We start from the raw sequence: 17,147 nt of genomic DNA, 5'->3' as shown, positions 1-17,147 counted from the left end.
GCGTCCTTTACGTCGCCGACGCGTGGTCGGCGACCAGCGCCGGGCACAGCTCCAGCAGCGCTGCGACGGGCAGACCGACCACGTTGAGGTAGTCGCCCTCGATCCGCTTGATCAGGACGGCGCCGCGACCTTGGATCGCGTAACCGCCCGCGCGGCCGTTCCACTCGCCGGTCGACACGTACCAGTCGATCGTGCGGTCGTCGAGCTCGCGGAACGTGACCTGGGTGATCTCGGTCGCCGCCCGCACGTCGCCGCGCTGGACGAGCGCCAGGCCGCTGACGACGTCGTGGGTGCGGCCGGAGAGGTGGCGGAGCGTGGCGCGCGCCGCGTCCTCATCGGCGGGCTTGCCCCAGATCTCCCACCCGGCGAAGCCGGAAGAGCGATCTGCGATGTCGAGCTCGGTCGCGACGAGCGTGTCGCAGCCGATCACCAGCTCATCGGCACCCTCGCCCGCCGCACCCGCCACCGCGAGCGCCTTGCGCAGCGCGTTCTCGGACGCGACGACGCGCGGCGCGCCCTCGTCCTCCTCGGCGACGTCCGAGACGCGGACGTCGAAGTCCACCCCCAGGTCGCCGAGGATCGCGCGGCGCTGCGGCGAGCCGCTCGCAAGGACGAGTTTGGTCAAAGTCCTACAGCTCGGGGAACCAGATCCCGATCTCGCGCTCGGCCGACTCGTCGGAGTCCGAGCCGTGCACGAGGTTCTGGCCGACCTCGATCGCGAAGTCGCCGCGGATCGAGCCGGTCGCGGCCTCGAGCGGGTTGGTGGCGCCGATCAGCTGGCGCGACGCCTTGACGACGTCGTCGCCCTCGAGCACGGCGGCGACCAGCGGGGCCGACGTGATGAAGTCGACGAGCTCGCCAAAGAACGGGCGCTCGGAGTGCTCGGCGTAGTGGGTCTCGGCCGTCTCGCGCGGCGTCTGCACGAGCTTCAGGGCGGCGATCTTCAGGCCCTTGCGCTCAAAGCGGGCCAGGATCTCGCCGGTGAGGCCGCGACCGAACGCGTCGGGCTTGACGAGGATGAGGGTCCGGGACACGGACGATGCTCCTTCAGAGGGGGATTTGCGGTTCTAAGAGGGTGCTGCGAGGCCGGACTCTACGAGCCCGACTCGCTCGCCGCCGCCTGCTCGAGGTCGCCGGGCTGACGACGACGCCGGCGCCGCGGCTGCGGCGTGACGCCCGGGATCTCCGACTCGCAGTACGGGCAGATCTTCCAGGACGGGTCCAGCGGCTTGGCGCACGTGCCGCACGGGTCCTTCAGCTTGCGCAGGCAGTGCGGGCAGCGCAGGAACTCGTCCTTGACCTCGTGGTCGCAGTGCGGGCACAACAGGAAGCCGGCGCCGTGCAGCCGCGCCTCGGCGGCCTGCATCTCCAGCTCGCGCTCGCGCACGTCGTCCAGGAACTCCGGCGGGCGCACGATCATGTACACGATCGTCCCCACGAAGGGGAACAGCGCCGCGACCGTCGCGCACCCGATGAGCATCGGGTCGTCGATGCGCCGCCGGGCGTCGGCGAACGTGTAGTAGATCAGCGCGACGTAGATGACGGCCAGGAACAAGACGAGCAGCTTGATCGCGGTGTCGAGCGCGTCGCTCTTGATCCCGAAGACGCCGAAAATGTCCACGAGGTGCGTCATGTGGCTCAAAAGGCTAGAGGAACATGCGGCCGAACCCGTAGCCGATGCCGAAGAAGATCAGGATCACCAGCGCCACCGAGACGGCGACGATGGCGATCATGACGCCCACGCGCGGGCCGTCGTCTTCGTCCATCAGAGGGTGCTCCGGGCCGCGCCGGCAGGGCGGAGCAGATCGGCGATGAGGTAGATCGAACCGGTCGCCAGCGCGACGCCGTCGGGGCCCGCAAGATCGCGTGCGCGCGCCAGAGCAGCGCGGCCCTCCCCCACGATCTCGACCTCGCCGGCGAAGCCGAGCTGGTCGCAGAGCGAGGCGAGCGTGGCCGGCGGCAGCGCGCGCGGCGTCTGGGCGCGGGTCGTGACGACCGCGTCGCAGTGCGGCAGGATCGTGCGCAGCATCCCGGCGGTGTCCTTGTCGTCCAGGACGGCCAGGACGGCGACCAGGCGACGTCCGCCGACGAACTCCGGCAGCGCCTCGGCGAGGGCTTCCAGACCGCCGGGGTTGTGCGCGCCGTCCAGGACCGTGTCCGGACGCTGCGCCACGACCTCGAAGCGACCGGGCACGAGCGTGGACGCCGCGGCGGCGCGGACGGCGGCGTCGTCCAGGTCGCGTCCGAGCGTCGCCAGGTAGGCGCGCGCGGCCGCGGTGGCCTCGGCGAAGTTCAGGCGCTGGAAGGCGCCGCGGGCGAGGATCTCCACGCCGGGGTCGTCGGTCGCCTCGACCAGCGTGGCGCCGCGCTCGCGCGCGGTGGCCTCGGCCAGCGCCCGCGCGTCGGGGTGCAGCTCGCGGCCGATCACCAGCGTCGAGTCGGGCTCGACCACGTCGAGCTTCTCGGTGGCGATCGCGGAGATCGTCGGACCCAGCCAGCGCGTGTGCTCCAGGCCGACGTTCGTCAGCACCGCGACCTGCGACTGCAAGACGTTGGTCGCGTCGTAGCGCCCGCCAAGACCGGCCTCGACGACCGCGACGTCGCAGCCGGCGCGCGCGAAGTGGTCAAACGCTGCGGCGGTCAGCAGCTCGAACTGCGTGACGTGGTCGTCGGGCGCGGCGGTGCGGTTGACCTTGTCGGCGGCCGTGGCGGCGCGCTGGATCGCGGCGGCGAACTCCGCGCCGGTCACGTCCTCGTCGTCCACGCGCACGCGCTCGGCGAAGGTCACGAGGTGCGGCGACAGGTAGGCGCCGGTGCGCAGGCCGTGGCGGTGGAGGATCGCGGCGGTCATGCGGACCGTCGAGGACTTGCCGTTGGTGCCGACGACGTGAACCGCGCCGAACTGCTCCTGCGGCGAGCCGAGCGCGGTCAGCAGGCGGCGCATGCGGTCCAGGCCGAACCGCATGCCGAACAGCTCCAGCGACAGCAGCAGCCGCTCCGCGTCCCGCAGCTCCACTTAGAGCGCCTCCAGCTCGGCCTTCAACCGCTCGAGCTTCTCGCGCTCGGTCGCCACGACCTCCGGCGGCGCCTTGGCGATGAAGCCCTGGTTGTTCAACTTGCCCTCGGCGCGCTTGATCTCCGCCGCCAGCGTCTTACGCGAGGCCTCCAACTTGGCCGCGGCCTCAGCCGGATCAACACCTTCGAGCAGCTCGACCTGGCAGCCCATCACGGGGATGACGGCGACGGGCTCGGCCGAGGCGTCGTCGCTCGGCGTCAGGCGCGCGAGGCGGGAGACCAGCGGGACGAGGCCATCGAGGCCTTGCAGGCGTGCAGCCAGGAACGCGCCGGGCTTCACGCCGCCGGCGTCGCGCCAGGAGCGCACGGCCTGCACGGTGCCGATGACGCGCTCGACGTCGCGCTCGGCCTCGGGATCGCGCGGCGCGGCGATCGGCTCGCGGACGTGGGCGGCGAGCAGGCCGGAGGTCCCCGGCACGTGCTCCCACAGCTCCTCGGTGACGAACGGGATGATCGGGTGCGCTAGGACCAACGTCTCACGCAACACGTAGGACAACGTCGCGCTCAGGTCCGCGTCGAACTCGCGGCCCTTGATCAGCTCCAGGTACCAGTCGCACAGCTCGCCGTAGACGAAGTCGTACAACCCGAGCGCGGCCTTGGAGAAGTCGAACTCCGCGATCCGCGCGTCGAAGTCCTCGCGGGCGGCGACGAGGCGGCTGAGGATCCAGCGGTCCTCGACGGTCTGCGCGCGCGGCTCCGGCGTGGTGCCTTCAGCGACGTTGCCCAGCACGAACCGCGTGGCGTTGAAGAGCTTGTTGGCCAGCGCCTGGCCCTGGGCGACCTTCTCCTCGCTGAAGCGCACGTCCTGGGTGGAGGACATCGCCAGCAGGCCGAAGCGGACGCCGTCGGCGCCGTGAGCCTCGATCAACTCCACCGGGTCGATGCCCGTTCCCAATGACTTCGACATCCGGCGGCCGTCCGGTGCCTGGATGACCGAGTGCACGTAGACGTGCTCGAAGGGGATGTCATCGGCGAACTCCAACCCCATCATCACCATGCGGGCGACCCACAGGAACAGGATGTCGCGCGCCGTCGAGAGGACGTCGGTCGGATAGAAGGCCTTCAGCTCGGGCGTGTCGTCCGGCCAGCCGAGCGTGGCGAACGGCCACAGGGCGCTGCTGAACCACGTGTCGAGCACGTCGGGGTCGCGGGTCCAGCCGTCGCCTTCGGGCGCGGTCATCCCGACGTAGGTCTCGGGGGTTGGGTGGGTCCGATACCAGACCGGGATCTGGTGGCCCCACCAGAGCTGGCGGCTGATGCACCACGGGCGGATGTTCTCCAGCCAGTCGATGTAGCGGCGCGACTGCGACGGCGGGTGGATCTTGACCTTGCCGTCCTTGACCACCTGGATCGCCGGCGCCGCCAGCTCGTCCATCTTCATGAACCACTGCAGCGAGATCAGCGGCTCGATCCGGCGGCCGGAGCGGTGGCTGAACGGCACGGTGTGCAAGTAGGGGTCCTTCTTGCGCATCGCGCCGGCGGCGTCGAGGTCGGCGACGACCTTGGCCTGAGCCTCCTCGACCGTCAGCCCCGCGTACTCGGGGACGAGGTCGGTCATGCGCCCGTCCTCGCCGATCGCGCTCAGCTCGTCCAGGCCGTGCTTGCGGCCGATCTCAAAGTCATTGGGATCGTGGCCGGGCGTGATCTTCAGGCAGCCGGTGCCGAAGTCGGTCTTGACGTACTCGTCGGCGATGATCGGCAGCTCGCGCCCGACCAGGGGCAAGACCACCGTCTTGCCCACCAGGTCCTTGTAGCGCTCGTCATCCGGATGTACGGCGACCGCGACGTCGGCCAGCATCGTCTCCGGGCGCACGGTCGCGACGACGACCTCACCCGAGCCGTCGGCCAGCGGGTAGGCGATCGAGTACAGCGTGTCGGTGACCTCGCGGTCCTCGACCTCCAGGTCGCTGATCGCTGAGCCGGAGCCCGGATCCCAGTTGACCATGTAGTTGTCGCGGTAGATCCAGCCCTTGTTGTAGAGGTCGACGAAGACCTTTAACACGGCCTCGGCGTAGCCCTCGTCCAGCGTGAAGCGCTCGGTCTCGTAGTCCAGCGACGCGCCCAGGCGCTTGAACTGCTCGATGATCGTGCCGCCGAACTCCTCGCGCCACTCCCACGTCTTCTCGATGAACGCGTCGCGCCCGATCTCCTCGCGCGAGGAGCCTTGGGACTTCAGGCGCTTCTCGACCTGGGTCTGCGTGGCGATGCCGGCGTGGTCGGTGCCGAGGATCCACTTCGCGCGGCGCCCCTGCTGGCGCGCGTTGCGGATCAGCGCGTCCTGGATCGAGCCGTTGAGCGCGTGCCCCATATGCAGCGCGCCGGTGACGTTCGGCGGCGGGATCGCGATCGAGAAGTTCTCGTCCGGCGTCCCTTCCGGATCGGGGTGGAACAGCCCGGAGGTCAGCCAGCGCTCGATGATGCGCGGCTCGACCTCGGCGGGCTCGAAGCGCTTGCGGTCCTTCAGGCTCGACATGAGAGGATCGGAGTGTATGGACGAAGCTTCCGCACAGCCCCGCGAGTGGGACGCGGGCGCTTATCACGACCTCGCGGCGCCACATCAGGCCTGGGGCGCGGTGATCCTCGACCGGCTACCTTTGCGCGGCGACGAGCGCGTCCTGGACCTCGGCTGCGGCACGGGCCGCGTGACGGCGCAGCTGCTGGAGCGGCTGGGACCGTCCGGCGCGGTGGTGGGGATCGACGGTTCCGCGCGGATGGTCGAAGAGGCGGCGCGACGGCTCGGAGACGACCCGCGCGCGTCGTTCATCCAGCAGGACCTGCTCGCGTTGAGCGTCTCCCCTCCGGCCGACGCCGCGATCTCGTCTGCCACCTTCCATTGGATCAAGGACCACGACGCGTTGTTCGCGCGCGTACGCGGCGCGCTGCGCGAGGGCGGGCGCTTCGTCGCCCAGTGCGGCGGGCGCGGGAACATCGCGACGGTCGTGCGTGCGGTCGAGGAGGTCACGGCCCGCGGGCCGTACGCGGAGGCCTTCGCCGGCTGGCCGTCGCCATGGAACTACGCCGGGCCCGAGGAGACCACGGACCGCCTGCAAAGCGCCGGGTTCGAGGTCGAGCGCGTGTGGCTGAGCGACTCGCCGCAGCACGTCGAGGACCTGCGCGGGTACCTGCGCACCGTGTCGCTCGGGTCGCACGTCGAGCATCTGCCCGAGGCGCTGCGCGACGCCTTTGTGGACGATGTCGCCACCGCGATGGAGCCAGATCCGGTCCACGACTACGTGCGCCTGAACATCATCGCCATCGCTCGCTGAGGCGAAATCGGTCAGGATTGAGCAGGGATGGACGACGTCGCACAGCTCAAGGACCGCATGAAGGAGTTCTGGGCGCTCGGCGACTACCCGGAGGTCGCTAAGCGCTTCGTGCCGGTCGCCGAGAAGCTGGTCGCCGCCTGCGACATCGGCGTCGGCGACCACGTGCTGGACGTCGCGGCCGGCAACGGCAACGTGGCGATCGTCGCGGCGGGCACCGGCGCGCGCGTCACCGCGACCGACTTCGCGCCCAAGCTGCTGGCGCTCGGTCGCGAGCGCACCGCGTCCTTGGGGCTGGACATCCGCTGGGAGGAGGCCGACGCCGAGGCGCTCCCCTATCCCGACGCGACGTTCGACGCGACGACCTCCGCGTTCGGCCTGATGTTCGCGCCGCGGCCGGAGATCGCGATCGCCGAGGCCTTTCGCGTGACCCGCCCGGGCGGCGTCGTCGGGTTGACGGCGTGGACGCCTGATGGCTTCACCGGCCAGATCACCGCGCTGATGGGCGAGTACCTGCCGGTCCCGATGGGCACCGACCGCCCGATCGACTGGGGCATCGAGACGACCGTTCGCCACCGCCTCGCGCCGCACTCCAAAGGGCTCTCCGTCACTCGCGGCTCAATCACCTGGCAGTTCGAGTCCCTCGAGCGCGCCGTGGCCTGGCAGGAGTCCAGCTTCGGCGCGCTGATCGCCGCCCGCGCCGCCCTTCCCGCCGCCCGCTATACCGAGCTGCGCGACCGCTTCATCGGCCTGATGGCCGAGTGGAACCGCGCGACCGATGGCACGGTGAGGCTGCCCGCGGCCTACCTGCTCGTCGTGGCGCGCCACGACCGCACGACGCTGACCGCCGCGCGCTGAGCGCTAGGGGTAGCGGGCGCGCCAGCTCGGCAGGCTCCTGTAAAGGTACGTGTCCAGATCGTCGGTGCTGACGAAGTCGGCAAAGGAACGCTCGTAGATCCACTCCGCGATCGGCCCGCCGAGCAGGTCCGTGACGCGGTCGGACGCCGCGTGCGCCGTGGCGCGATCCTTGTTGACGACGCACAGGGAGCGCAGACGTTTCCCGCTTGCCCTCAGGAGATCGAGGACCTCCTCGTCGAGCGCGCTGTAGCCGAGCATCAGCACGTCCAGGCCAGACTGCTCCGCTAGCGCGACCTGAAGCGCAGCCACGTGCTCATCCGGACAGGAGAACGAATCGCGTGTGCCAACCGGCACGGACAGCGCTGGATAGAGGTAGGACCCGTTCTCATTGAGCGAATCCGGCATCTTTCGCACGTCCTGGATCGTTGCCACGCCGTGACGCAGGACGATCCCGCCTACCGTTCTGAGGTCGGCCGGTGGGTTGGCGATGGCGGATGCACGCTGGTGCTCTCTCGCGAGTTCAATGCCCCAGTCAACCGAGCCATGAAGCTTGATCAGCCCCCATGTCCGATGGGTCGCCATGTAGTCCTTCAGGTACTCGATCGGCTCAACCTTGCGCAGCCGGTCGTCAAGAAGCGTGTCGTAGTTGAGGGTGATGAACACGACGCGCGGCAGTCGTAGGCAGCCGGTGATCAGCCGGTCGTAGTTGTCCGGGTGCGAGGTGTAGAAGTTGCTCACGCACCAGAGCAGGTCCTGCAGGTACCAATGCACCGCGTGAAACTTGCGACGGTCCAGATCATGTGTGGAGTCGCGATAGCGCTCGCGGAGGAAGTCCTCGATCGCGACGGCCGACTCGGTCCGCCGGCGAATGTCGCTAGCCGCCATCTGGGCGATCGGGTACTTGTTCAGGATCCCGGCGAAGCACGGGTCGAACAGGTCCTTGACGAGCGGCGGCCGCAGGTTTCGTGAGGACACCAACGGATCGACGCCCTGGGCGTACCCTGCTCCGCCGGACGCTACGTTCTCCGGCGACGTGCTGTCGTAAGACGCGCCGGCGCCGATGATCACGAAGAGGCAGTCTGACACGCGCGGATCTTAGGCCGCGCCGCGACCGCCTTCTAGCGCCCCGGGCGCACGAACCCGCGGAACGGCAGCATCTTGCGGCCCGCGGTGAGCAGGTCCAGCCGCCCCATGATCCGCAGCAGCTCGCTGCGATCGTTCTTGGTTAGGTTGGTCGGGTTGCCGTGCGACTTGCGCACGATCTGGTTCAGCGCGCGGCGATCGTGGTCGTCGAGCCGGCCCCAGTGCGCGCGCAGCACCATCGCGGACTCGAGCAGGAGCATCCAGGGAACGGCCTTGCGGCCGGGCAGTCGGGGCATCTTCCCCGAGGCTACCCGCCGCCGCCGAAGGCGATCCTCGCGCCGTGGCGGCGGCACGTGATCGTGTAGGCGTCGTCGAAGAAGTCGGTCAGCCGACAGCGCCAGCCCAGGACCACGTGGGTTTTCGGCGGGCAGGAGTCCTGGTCGCAGATCGCGGTGGTGCCGAAGCGGCGGCTGAAGGTCGCGGCGACGGCCACGGCGGTGGCGCAGCGGCCGGGCGGGACCTCGGTGAGCTCGGCCCCGCGCACCAGGACGTGGCAGGCGCCCGGCAGGTCCGGCGTCGGCTCGACGTCGGCGACATAGCGGGCCGGGACCCAGGCCGGCATCGGGTCCGCCTGCGCCGAGACGGTCTGCACGGGCGGATAGCGGACCGGCGCGTCGTCGGTGCTGCCGCCGCAGCCAGCCAGAACGGCAACGGCGATCAGGAGGCTCAGCGTGAGGAGCGGGACGCGGCGGCCGTGGCGCACGGCGCGCGTCGTACCCGGCTCAGCCCTCGGCCAGCCAGCGGTCGATCAGGAGGCGCGCGATCGCGGTCGCTGGCGGCAGCAGGAGGCCGTCGACGTCGGGGCCGTCGATCCAGGTGTCGTCGCCGGAGGCGGCGGTGGTGACCTCGTCGCGGGTGAACCAGCGGACGTCTTCGAGCTCGCCGTCGAGCGCGTGCGGCTCGCCGGACTCGTAGGTCGCGTGAAAGCCGAGCATCAGCGAGACCGGGAACGGCCACGGCTGGGAGGCCACGTAGCGGACGTCGCGCACGCGGATCCCGGACTCCTCCGCGATCTCGCGGGCGACGGCGGCCTCCAGTGGCTCGCCCGGCTCGACGAAGCCCGCCAGCGCGCTGTAGCGCCCGGCCGGCCAGGACGCCTGGCGGCCCATCAGCACGCGATCGCCGTCGCCGACCAACATGATGACCACGGGGTCGGTGCGCGGATGGTGGTGGTGACCGTTCTCGCAGATCCGCACGTGGCCGCCCTCCCCCGCGCGCGTCGCGGTCCCGCAGATGCCGCAGAAGCGCGTCGCCCGCGCCCAGTTGGCCACCCCGCTGGCGTAGGCGACCGCGCCGAGCTGCGCGGCGGGCAGGGAGACCGCCAGGTCGCGCAGCCCCTTCAGCTCGACGCCCTCGCGCTCGACGGCGAACAGCGGCGCGCCGCCCTCCTGCACGCCGAGGAAGATCGCGTCGTCGTGCTCGCCGTCCTCCAAAGCGACCGGCTCAGCCAGCGCGCCCGCGCGGCCGACGACGATCGCGCGCGCGGCGGGATCGGCGCGGGCGGCGCTCAACCACTCCGCGTCCGTGCGACGGGCGCCGGCGCGATCGAGCGCACCGCCGCCGAAGGCGATGGGATCCGGTGACGAGGAGGCGGGAACTACGCCGACTCGGCCGCGGGCGCGGCGTCGTCCTCGACGGCCTCGGTGACGAGCGTCGGCGTGATGCCCTTCTCGATCGTCTCCTTGGTCACGACGCACTTCTTGACGTCGCGGCGCGACGGCAGCTCGAACTGCACGTCGAGCAGCGTCTCCTCGATGATCGACCGCAGGCCGCGGGCACCGGTCTCGCGCTCCAGCGCAAGGGCGGCGACGCTGGTCAGCGCGTCATCCGAGAACACCAACTCGATGCCGTCGAACTGGAAGAAGCGCTGGAACTGCTTGACGAGCGCGTTGCGCGGCTCGGTCAAGATCGTGATGAGGTCCTCGCGCGAGAGCTGGTGCACGGCGCTCATGACCGGCAGGCGGCCGATGAACTCCGGGATCAGCCCGTAGTTGACGAGGTCCTCGGGCAGGCACTCCTGGAAGACCTCGCCCTTGTCGATGTCGGCCTTCTGGTGGATCTCGGCGCCGAAGCCGATGCCCTGGCGGCCGATGCGGCGCTCGATGACCTGGTCGAGGTTCGCGAACGCGCCACCGCAGATGAACAGGATGTTCGTCGTGTCGATCGACAGGAACTCCTGGTGGGGGTGCTTGCGGCCACCCTGCGGCGGCACCGACGCCGTCGTCCCCTCGAGGATCTTCAGCAGCGCCTGCTGGACGCCCTCGCCGGACACGTCGCGCGTGATCGACGGGTTGTCGGCCTTGCGGGCGATCTTGTCGACCTCGTCGATGTAGATGATCCCGGTCTCGGCCTTCTTGACGTCGTAATCCGCGGCCTGGATCAGCTTCAGGAGGATGTTCTCGACGTCCTCGCCGACGTAGCCGGCCTCGGTCAGCGCCGTGGCGTCGGCGATCGCGAACGGGACGTTGAGGATGCGCGCCAGCGTCTGGGCCAGCAGCGTCTTGCCGCAGCCCGTCGGACCGAGCAGCAGGATGTTGGACTTCTGCAGCTCGATGTCGCTGTCGGCCGACTGCATCATCTGCACGCGCTTGTAGTGGTTGTAGACCGCTACGGACAGCGTGCGCTTGGCCTCCTCCTGCCCGACGACGTACTCGTCGAGCACGGAGTAGATCTCGCGCGGCTTGGGCAGGTTCTCCAGATCAAACGACGGCGGAGCGGTGAGCTCCTCGTCGATGATCTCGTTGCAGAGATCGATGCACTCGTCGCAGATGTAGACGCCGGGCCCGGCGATCAGCTTCTTGACCTGCCGCTGCGACTTGCCGCAGAAGCTGCAGAGAAGCTGTTCGTTCGAATCCGTGGGGCGCGCCATCTACATCCGCCTCTTCGCTCTATCTGGTGAGGGACCTGCCGAGCCTAGTGCTCGGAGATGACCCTGTCGATGATGCCGTAGGTCACGGCCTCGTCGCTGGACATGAAGTAGTCGCGCTCGGTGTCGGTACGCACCTTGTCGTACGTCTGCTCCGTGTGCTTGGCGATGATGTGGTCCAAGCGCTGCCGGATGTCGATGATCTCCTTGGCGTGGATCTCGATGTCCGTCGCCTGGCCCTGGAAGCCAGAGCTCACCTGGTGGATCAGGATCTTGGCGTTCGGGAGCGCCATCCGCTTGCCCTTGGCGCCACCGCACAGCAGCAGCGCGCCCATGGACATCGCGATGCCGACGCAGATCGTCTGCACGTCGGGCTTGATGAACTGCATCGTGTCGTAGATCGCCAGACCCGCGTACACGCTCCCGCCCGGGGAGTTGATGTACAGCGAGATGTCCTTGTCGGGATCCTCGGACTCCAAGTGCAGGAGCTGAGCCACGATCAGATTGGCGATCTGATCGTCGACGGGCGTGCCGAGGAACACGATGCGCTCGTTAAGCAGACGGGAGTAGATGTCGAACGCGCGCTCGCCACGCGACGTCTGCTCGACGACCATCGGAACCAGTGGACTCATGTGACCTCGTGCTCGTTCTCTCTCAGCGGGGGAAAATCCTGCCACGCAGGTCCGTGGAGGCTAGCACCCACGCTGGAGCACTCCCTGGCCTTCCGGGTCGGCTCTGGACGCCCGCTCTTGAGGCATGCAGACACGTGTCCGAGGGGCGTCCGGGGTGCATGCTCAACAGGTGGACAGGGCGGTCCAGGCGCCGCGAGCGTCCAGGGGGCGTGCGGCTGGTGGGAGGCCGGCGTCGTCCGTGGGCGCAAGGCGGTCCGCGAAGGCGGCCGAGCCGGGGTTCGGGACGAGCAGGACGCCGCCGGCGCCGCGCGGGGCGTGGCCGGTCGTGAAGGCGACCTGGGGCGCCGCGCGCTGGCGGGTGACGTGGACACCGCAGCGGGCGATGGCGTCGTCGGTCGCGTGCAGGAGCGTGATCAGGTCGCGCTGCTCGGCGCGTGCTTGCCGGGCGTGCGACGCGTGGCGCTCGATCGGCGCACGGGCGGTGACGAGCGCGGCGGCGATCACGGTGAGGCCGATCAGCGCGAGCGGGAGCGTGCGTCGCGTGCGCAGCGCCTGCTGGGTGCCGTAGGCGGCGAGCAGCGCGAGCGCCGCGGCCGGCAGCAGCGTGTAGCGGTACAGCAGCGGCAGGCCCGTGATGCCAAGGACCAAGAAGCCGGCGAGGCCCGCGCCGAGGGTCGCGAGCGGCAGGGCGGCACGGCGCGGCGCCAGCCAGACCGCGCCGATCGCGGCGGCGCCGCCCAGCAGCGCGACGCCGTCGCCGAGCACGACCGTGAGGTAGTCGGGCGCGACGCGCAGCGCGGTGGCCAGCGACTGCGGGCGGCCGAGGCCATCGGCGAGCTCCCGGGTGCCGTGCAGCGAGTGCAGCGGGTCGCCGGTGCAGGCGAGGTCGAAGAGCAGCCAGGCGACCGGCGCGGCGAGGGCGAACACGAACGTGAGCGGCGTGCGTCGCCACGCGGCGAGGGCGAGCGCCAGCGCCCACGCCTCCGGCCGCAGGAGCCCGGCGGCAAGGAGCAGGACGAGCGCGCGCCGGTCGCGGCCCGCCGCCAACGCCGCGCCCGCGCCGAGCACGAGCGCCAGGAACGGCACGTCCGCCGAGCCCTCCAGCGCCGCGCCCACCAGCAGCGGCCGCGTGACGAGGATCGCCGCCGCGAGCGCGCCCGCCAGCGGTCCGAAGAGCCGCCCGCCGAGCAGCGCCGCGGTGGTCGCGACCGCCGCCAGCGCGAGCAGGCTGATCCACCCGAGCGCGTCGGGCGCGGCGTCACCGAGCGCTGAGACCGGCGCGGCGACGGCGATCGCCAGCGGATGCGGCGTCGGCGCCCATGCTCCTTCGAGGTTCGGCAACACGCCGTGCGCCAGCTCGCGGCCCCAGGCCAGCGACCACCATGCGTCATAGCCCGCGACTGGCGCGCCGTAGACGAGGCGCAGCACCCCGGCGAGGACGACCGTCCACGCCGCGAGCGGCACGCGCGCGAGCACCGCTTCCACTCGCTCGGGCGCCAAGCCTCGCCAGCGCGCCGCCGCCCGCCGAGCGGCCTCGCTCCGCGCCGGCGCCGCCACGCTCATCGCACCGCCACCTTCGCGTGCCACGTCTTCACGCCCGCCTGCGTGACCGTCAACGCCAACTTCTCCCCGCGGCGCACCGGCCGTGCGCAGTGCAGCAGCAGCGTGGCGCGGCGGCCGGGCGCGATCGAGAACGCGGCGGGCCGGCAGCCGCGCGCGAGGACGTGCCCGCGGCAGCGCGGCGCGCCCGCGGCGCACGACAGCAGCAACCGCGCGCCGCGCCGGCCAACCCTCCGGGCCCGCGGCGAGCGCAGCACGAGCCGCTTCGGCGCGCGGGAGGCGCCGATCAGCGCGGCGCCGTCGCCGGTCGTCTGCCCCGTCTTCGGGTCGACGCCGCCGCGCAGGTCCCAGATCGGCGCCTTCGCCTTCTCCTGGCCCGGCGGGCGCGGCAGCGGCGGGACCTCGTGCGCGCGCAGCCAGTTCAGGACGACGTCGTAGCCGGGGCGCGTCGCGCCGTCGGGGCCGACCAGGCCGGTGTCCATCCGGCCACCGCCGGTGAAGCTGTGCAGGTACGCGCGCGTGACCGGTCCGGTGTACGCGTCGACCAGCGCCAGCGCGAAGCCGATCGCCCGCGCCGCGCGCGCCTCGTCGTAGCCCATCGTCTCGACGCCGTCGTCGGTCCGAAACCGCACGATCCCGCCGATCTCGGTCAGCCACACCGGCGCGCCGGCCGCCGCAGCGACGAAGGCGTCGATCCCGATCGTCGCGGTGCCGTTGGGGTCGCCGTAGTCGTGCAGGCCCCAGATGCCGGTTTGCGCGCCTGCGGCCGCGCGGAACGCCGCCAGCCACGCCGTGACGCCGGGGTCGGCGTCCAGGACGTCAGGCCCGACCAGCTCGCAGCCCGGGCAGCCGTCGATGAGCACCCGCAGGTACTCGGCAACGCGCGCGGGCGCACGGGCCGTCGGCTGCGTCGGGTGCGACGCCTCGTTCCACGTGGTGAACCCGCGCACCAACGGCCATCGCGCGCGGAACGCCGCGAACGCTTCGCGGTAGGCGGCGGCGGTCGGCAGCGCGCACGGCGCGCTCGGGCAGCGGTCGACGGCGCTGTGCTCGAAGGCGACGTGGACGTCGACGCCTGCCGCCTGCGCCGCGCGCAGGTAGCGGTCGGTGCGCTCCGAACCATTGAGCGCGACGTCCCACGGGACGACGAGCCGGACGTGCCGGACGCCGAGGTCCGTGAAGCGCCAGTCGGTGAAGATCCCCGGCCCGGCGTCGCTGATGCCCAGCTCGGCGCGCGCAGCGGCGGGCGCGGCCGCCGCGACGAGCGCCACCAGCAAGCCGAGCGCGAGCCGTCGCCGCATCCGCGATCCCCGCTCAGCGGCGGTGGGACTTCTTGGTGGCCTTGATGGGCTTCTGACCGATCGCCAGGGCCTTCTTGCGGCACGCGGACCGCTTCTCGCCGGTCTTGGCATCGCAGGCCGAGAGCGCGCGGGCGCGCTTCTCACAGGTCGTGCGCTTGGAGCCCTTCTGGGTCCGGCACGCCTTCAGCGCCTTGGCGAGCTTCTCGGCCCGCAGGCACGCGGCCTTGGCGGTGCCCTTCTTGGACGCGCAGCCCTTTACGGCCGCGGGCGTGGCGGGCGCCACCGGCGTCCCGGCCCCGCCGACCGGAGGAGCGGGCGTCCCCGGCAGGGGCGGCGGCGCCGGCGCGGGGTCCTCCACGACCACGGGCGCTGGGACCGGCACCGGGCTTAGCGCGACGTCCAGCGCACCGTCGGCCCGCAGTGCCCGAGCCGCGCTCGTGGCGGAGACGTAGCCGTCGCGCACAACGACCACGCGAACCTGATCGGCGGTCCCACCGCGCACGAGCCACGTGAAGCGGCCCGTCGCCTCCGTGGTCAGCGGGTTGCCGGTCGGCCGCACGTCGCCCGCCGGGCCCCATGCGCCGTCGCCGGTCCGCTGCTGGAGCGTGACCTTGGCGTCCGCCAACGGCGCGCCAGACGCCGCGTCGGTCACGCGCCCGGAGGCGACGAACCGGCAGACCGAGAACGAGCACGGATCGCCCGGCGCGTACCCGTAGGGCGCCGGCGCCGGCGCCTCTCCCGCGGCGAGCGCCATGCCCGCCAGAAGAGCGAGCAGGAGCAACGTGACTGCGACAGCGATGAGCGTTTTGAAGCGGGACATCGCGCGGGACCGTACCAGCCACCGCCGCGACGCTCTTCACCGTTCGGTGAACCCTAGCCCAAAGGCCGGGTCCACCGACGGCGGCACACCAAACGCTGGTGTTTCCTGCGGACGGCGCCTACTCGGCGTCGGCCGTCGCCGCAGGCGTGCCGCCCGCGCGCTCGGCCAGCAGGTCCACGGCCTGGCGCTGAGCCAGGTCTTCGACCAGCTCGTCCAGGCGACCCTGCGACTCCAGGCGCTTGCGCAGCTTCTCGGGCGTCGTGCCCTGCTGAATCGCGGCGTCCTGGAGCGCGTCCAGGATGTCGCCGTCAGACGGCTTGAGGTCTTCGGCCTCGATGACGGCGGCCAGGACGGCCTCGCGCCGCAGCGCCTGCTCGGCGTCGGGCTTGGCCTCCTCGAGCAGCTCGTCCTCGGTCTTCTGCGCGATCCGGAGGTAGGCCTCCTTGTTGATCCCGCGGTGCGAGAGCGAGTGCAGCATCTGGTCCCACAGCTCCTTGGCGCGGGCGTCGATCAGCGACGGCGGGATCTCCAGCGTCGCGCCCTCGACGACCTTGTCGAGCGCGGCCTCGCGGAACTCCGCCTCGAGCTTCTGCTCGTCGGCCTCGCGCATCCGCGACGCGATGTCCTCGCGCAGCTCGTCGATCGTGTCGAAGCCGCCGGCCTCGGTGGCGAAGTCGTCGTCCAGCTCGGGGAGCTGCTTGGCCTTGATCTCGTTGACCTTCACCTCGAACTGCGCGGGCTTGCCGGCCAGGTGCGGCGCGGAGCCGTAGTCCTCGGGGAACGTGACCTCGACGACCTTCTCGTCGCCGGCGTTGAGCCCGACGAGCTGCTCCTCGAAGCCCGGGATGAACTGACCCGAGCCGATCTCCAGCAGCTGGTCGCGGCCCTCGCCGCCAGCGAAGTAGTCGCGCTCGCCGTCTTCGCCCTCGATCGAGCCCTTGAAGTCGATGACGACGAAGTCGCCGTTCTCAGACTGCTTCTCGACCGTGTCGAGGCGGGCGCTGCGCTCGCGCAGCTGCTCGATCTGCTCGTCGACCGCCGCGTCGTCGACCTCAGGCTCGCGCTTCTCGACGTCGAGCTTGGAGATGTCGCCGATCGTCGCGATCGGGCGCACGCCGATCTCGACCGTGAACGTCAGCGGCTGACCCTCGGCGGGCGGCTCGCCCAGCTCGAGGTCGGGATCGCCGACCGGCTTGATCCCGGACTCGTCGATCGCCTCGACGTACCACTGCGGCAGCGCCGCGCGGATCGCGTCGTCCAGGACCGCGTCGCGGCCGATGCGCTGGATGACGACCGGCGCGGGGACCTTGCCCTTGCGGAAGCCCGGCATGCGCAGGTCGCGCCCGAGCTTGCCGGCCGCCTCGTTGACGCGCCGCTTGACCTCCTCGGCCGAAACCTCCGCCGAGACGCGGACGCGCGACTCCGGAAGCTCTTCGAGGGTGGTCTTGACGTTGGTTGCTGCGGCCATGTGGCTTCGGAGAGTAGCGGGGGAAGGCTCGCCCAGGAGGCTCGCCTTCCCGTGCGCGAGCTCGCCTGGCGGCTCCCTCGCGCGCCCCCGGCGGGTACCGTCGTCGGTCATGCCCGCCCGCCGCCTCCCGCTGCCTACGCGCGCACGCGCGTGGGCGTACA

General features: G+C 71.2%; 17 protein-coding genes. 2 read left to right on the top strand and 15 right to left on the bottom strand.

All coding sequences use genetic code 11. From position 1 onward, the window contains the following. Positions 1-7 precede the first annotated feature (7 nt). The 5 genes from ACT01A_RS24985 to ACT01A_RS24965 form a co-directional block, all read right to left on the bottom strand. The gene (locus ACT01A_RS24985) at positions 8-625 is read right to left on the bottom strand and encodes a Maf family protein (RefSeq protein ID WP_445149825.1); all 618 of its coding nucleotides are present in this window, start codon (positions 623-625) and stop codon (positions 8-10) included. Positions 626-629: 4 nt separating this feature from the next. After that, positions 630-1,034, bottom strand: a complete 405-nt coding sequence (gene ndk / locus ACT01A_RS24980) for a nucleoside-diphosphate kinase (RefSeq protein ID WP_445149824.1) — start codon at positions 1,032-1,034, stop codon at positions 630-632. Positions 1,035-1,093: 59 nt separating this feature from the next. After that, a complete protein-coding gene (locus ACT01A_RS24975) occupies positions 1,094-1,633 on the bottom strand; it encodes a zinc ribbon domain-containing protein (RefSeq protein ID WP_445149823.1) in 540 nt (179 codons plus the stop codon). Between the two features lie 132 nt (positions 1,634-1,765). Continuing rightward, positions 1,766-3,016: a bifunctional folylpolyglutamate synthase/dihydrofolate synthase gene (locus ACT01A_RS24970; RefSeq protein ID WP_445149822.1), complete on the bottom strand. Its 1,251-nt coding sequence runs from the start codon at positions 3,014-3,016 to the stop codon at positions 1,766-1,768. Continuing rightward, positions 3,017-5,548, bottom strand: a complete 2,532-nt coding sequence (locus ACT01A_RS24965; protein WP_445149821.1) for a valine--tRNA ligase — start codon at positions 5,546-5,548, stop codon at positions 3,017-3,019. Positions 5,549-5,564: 16 nt separating this feature from the next. On the opposite strand from ACT01A_RS24965, the gene ACT01A_RS24960 reads away from it, so the two are divergent. Both ACT01A_RS24960 and ACT01A_RS24955 read left to right on the top strand, forming a co-directional pair. Beyond that, positions 5,565-6,341, top strand: coding sequence for a class I SAM-dependent methyltransferase (locus ACT01A_RS24960; protein ID WP_445149820.1), 777 nt, complete (start codon positions 5,565-5,567; stop codon positions 6,339-6,341). 27 nt (positions 6,342-6,368) lie between these two features. After that, a complete protein-coding gene (locus ACT01A_RS24955; RefSeq protein WP_445149819.1) occupies positions 6,369-7,196 on the top strand; it encodes a class I SAM-dependent methyltransferase in 828 nt (275 codons plus the stop codon). A gap of 3 nt (positions 7,197-7,199) precedes the next feature. On the opposite strand, the gene ACT01A_RS24950 is transcribed toward ACT01A_RS24955, so the two are convergent. The 10 genes from ACT01A_RS24950 to tig all read right to left on the bottom strand — a co-directional run bounded on the left by ACT01A_RS24950 (position 7,200) and on the right by tig (position 16,986). Further along, on the bottom strand, positions 7,200-8,282 hold the full coding sequence (locus ACT01A_RS24950) for a hypothetical protein (protein ID WP_445149818.1): 1,083 nt from the start codon (positions 8,280-8,282) through the stop codon (positions 7,200-7,202). Positions 8,283-8,314: 32 nt separating this feature from the next. Then, positions 8,315-8,575, bottom strand: a complete 261-nt coding sequence (locus ACT01A_RS24945; protein WP_445149817.1) for a hypothetical protein — start codon at positions 8,573-8,575, stop codon at positions 8,315-8,317. Between the two features lie 11 nt (positions 8,576-8,586). Continuing rightward, a complete protein-coding gene (locus ACT01A_RS24940) occupies positions 8,587-9,042 on the bottom strand; it encodes a hypothetical protein (RefSeq protein WP_445149816.1) in 456 nt (151 codons plus the stop codon). Between the two features lie 19 nt (positions 9,043-9,061). Further along, positions 9,062-9,850, bottom strand: coding sequence for an NAD(+) diphosphatase (nudC, locus tag ACT01A_RS24935; protein WP_445149815.1), 789 nt, complete (start codon positions 9,848-9,850; stop codon positions 9,062-9,064). An 86-nt stretch (positions 9,851-9,936) separates the two neighbouring features. After that, the gene (gene clpX / locus ACT01A_RS24930; RefSeq protein WP_445149814.1) at positions 9,937-11,208 is read right to left on the bottom strand and encodes an ATP-dependent Clp protease ATP-binding subunit ClpX; all 1,272 of its coding nucleotides are present in this window, start codon (positions 11,206-11,208) and stop codon (positions 9,937-9,939) included. 44 nt (positions 11,209-11,252) lie between these two features. Further along, positions 11,253-11,837 (bottom strand): ATP-dependent Clp endopeptidase proteolytic subunit ClpP, encoded by a 585-nt coding sequence (clpP, locus tag ACT01A_RS24925; RefSeq protein ID WP_445149813.1) that lies wholly within the window; start codon positions 11,835-11,837, stop codon positions 11,253-11,255. A 162-nt stretch (positions 11,838-11,999) separates the two neighbouring features. Then, positions 12,000-13,400, bottom strand: coding sequence for a hypothetical protein (locus tag ACT01A_RS24920; protein WP_445149812.1), 1,401 nt, complete (start codon positions 13,398-13,400; stop codon positions 12,000-12,002). Continuing rightward, positions 13,397-14,698 (bottom strand): hypothetical protein, encoded by a 1,302-nt coding sequence (locus ACT01A_RS24915; RefSeq protein WP_445149811.1) that lies wholly within the window; start codon positions 14,696-14,698, stop codon positions 13,397-13,399. The genes ACT01A_RS24920 and ACT01A_RS24915 overlap by 4 nt, the downstream gene beginning before the upstream one ends. 13 nt (positions 14,699-14,711) lie before the next feature. Further along, complete coding sequence (locus tag ACT01A_RS24910) at positions 14,712-15,518, bottom strand: carboxypeptidase-like regulatory domain-containing protein (RefSeq protein WP_445149810.1); 807 nt, start codon at positions 15,516-15,518, stop codon at positions 14,712-14,714. Positions 15,519-15,636: 118 nt separating this feature from the next. Then, entirely contained in the window at positions 15,637-16,986 is a 1,350-nt protein-coding gene (tig, locus tag ACT01A_RS24905; RefSeq protein WP_445149809.1) for a trigger factor, read from the bottom strand. Positions 16,987-17,147: the final 161 nt, after the last annotated feature.

This window comes from Baekduia sp. Peel2402 (assembly GCF_052567285.1).
This window is presented reverse-complemented; position numbering and strand designations above follow the sequence as displayed.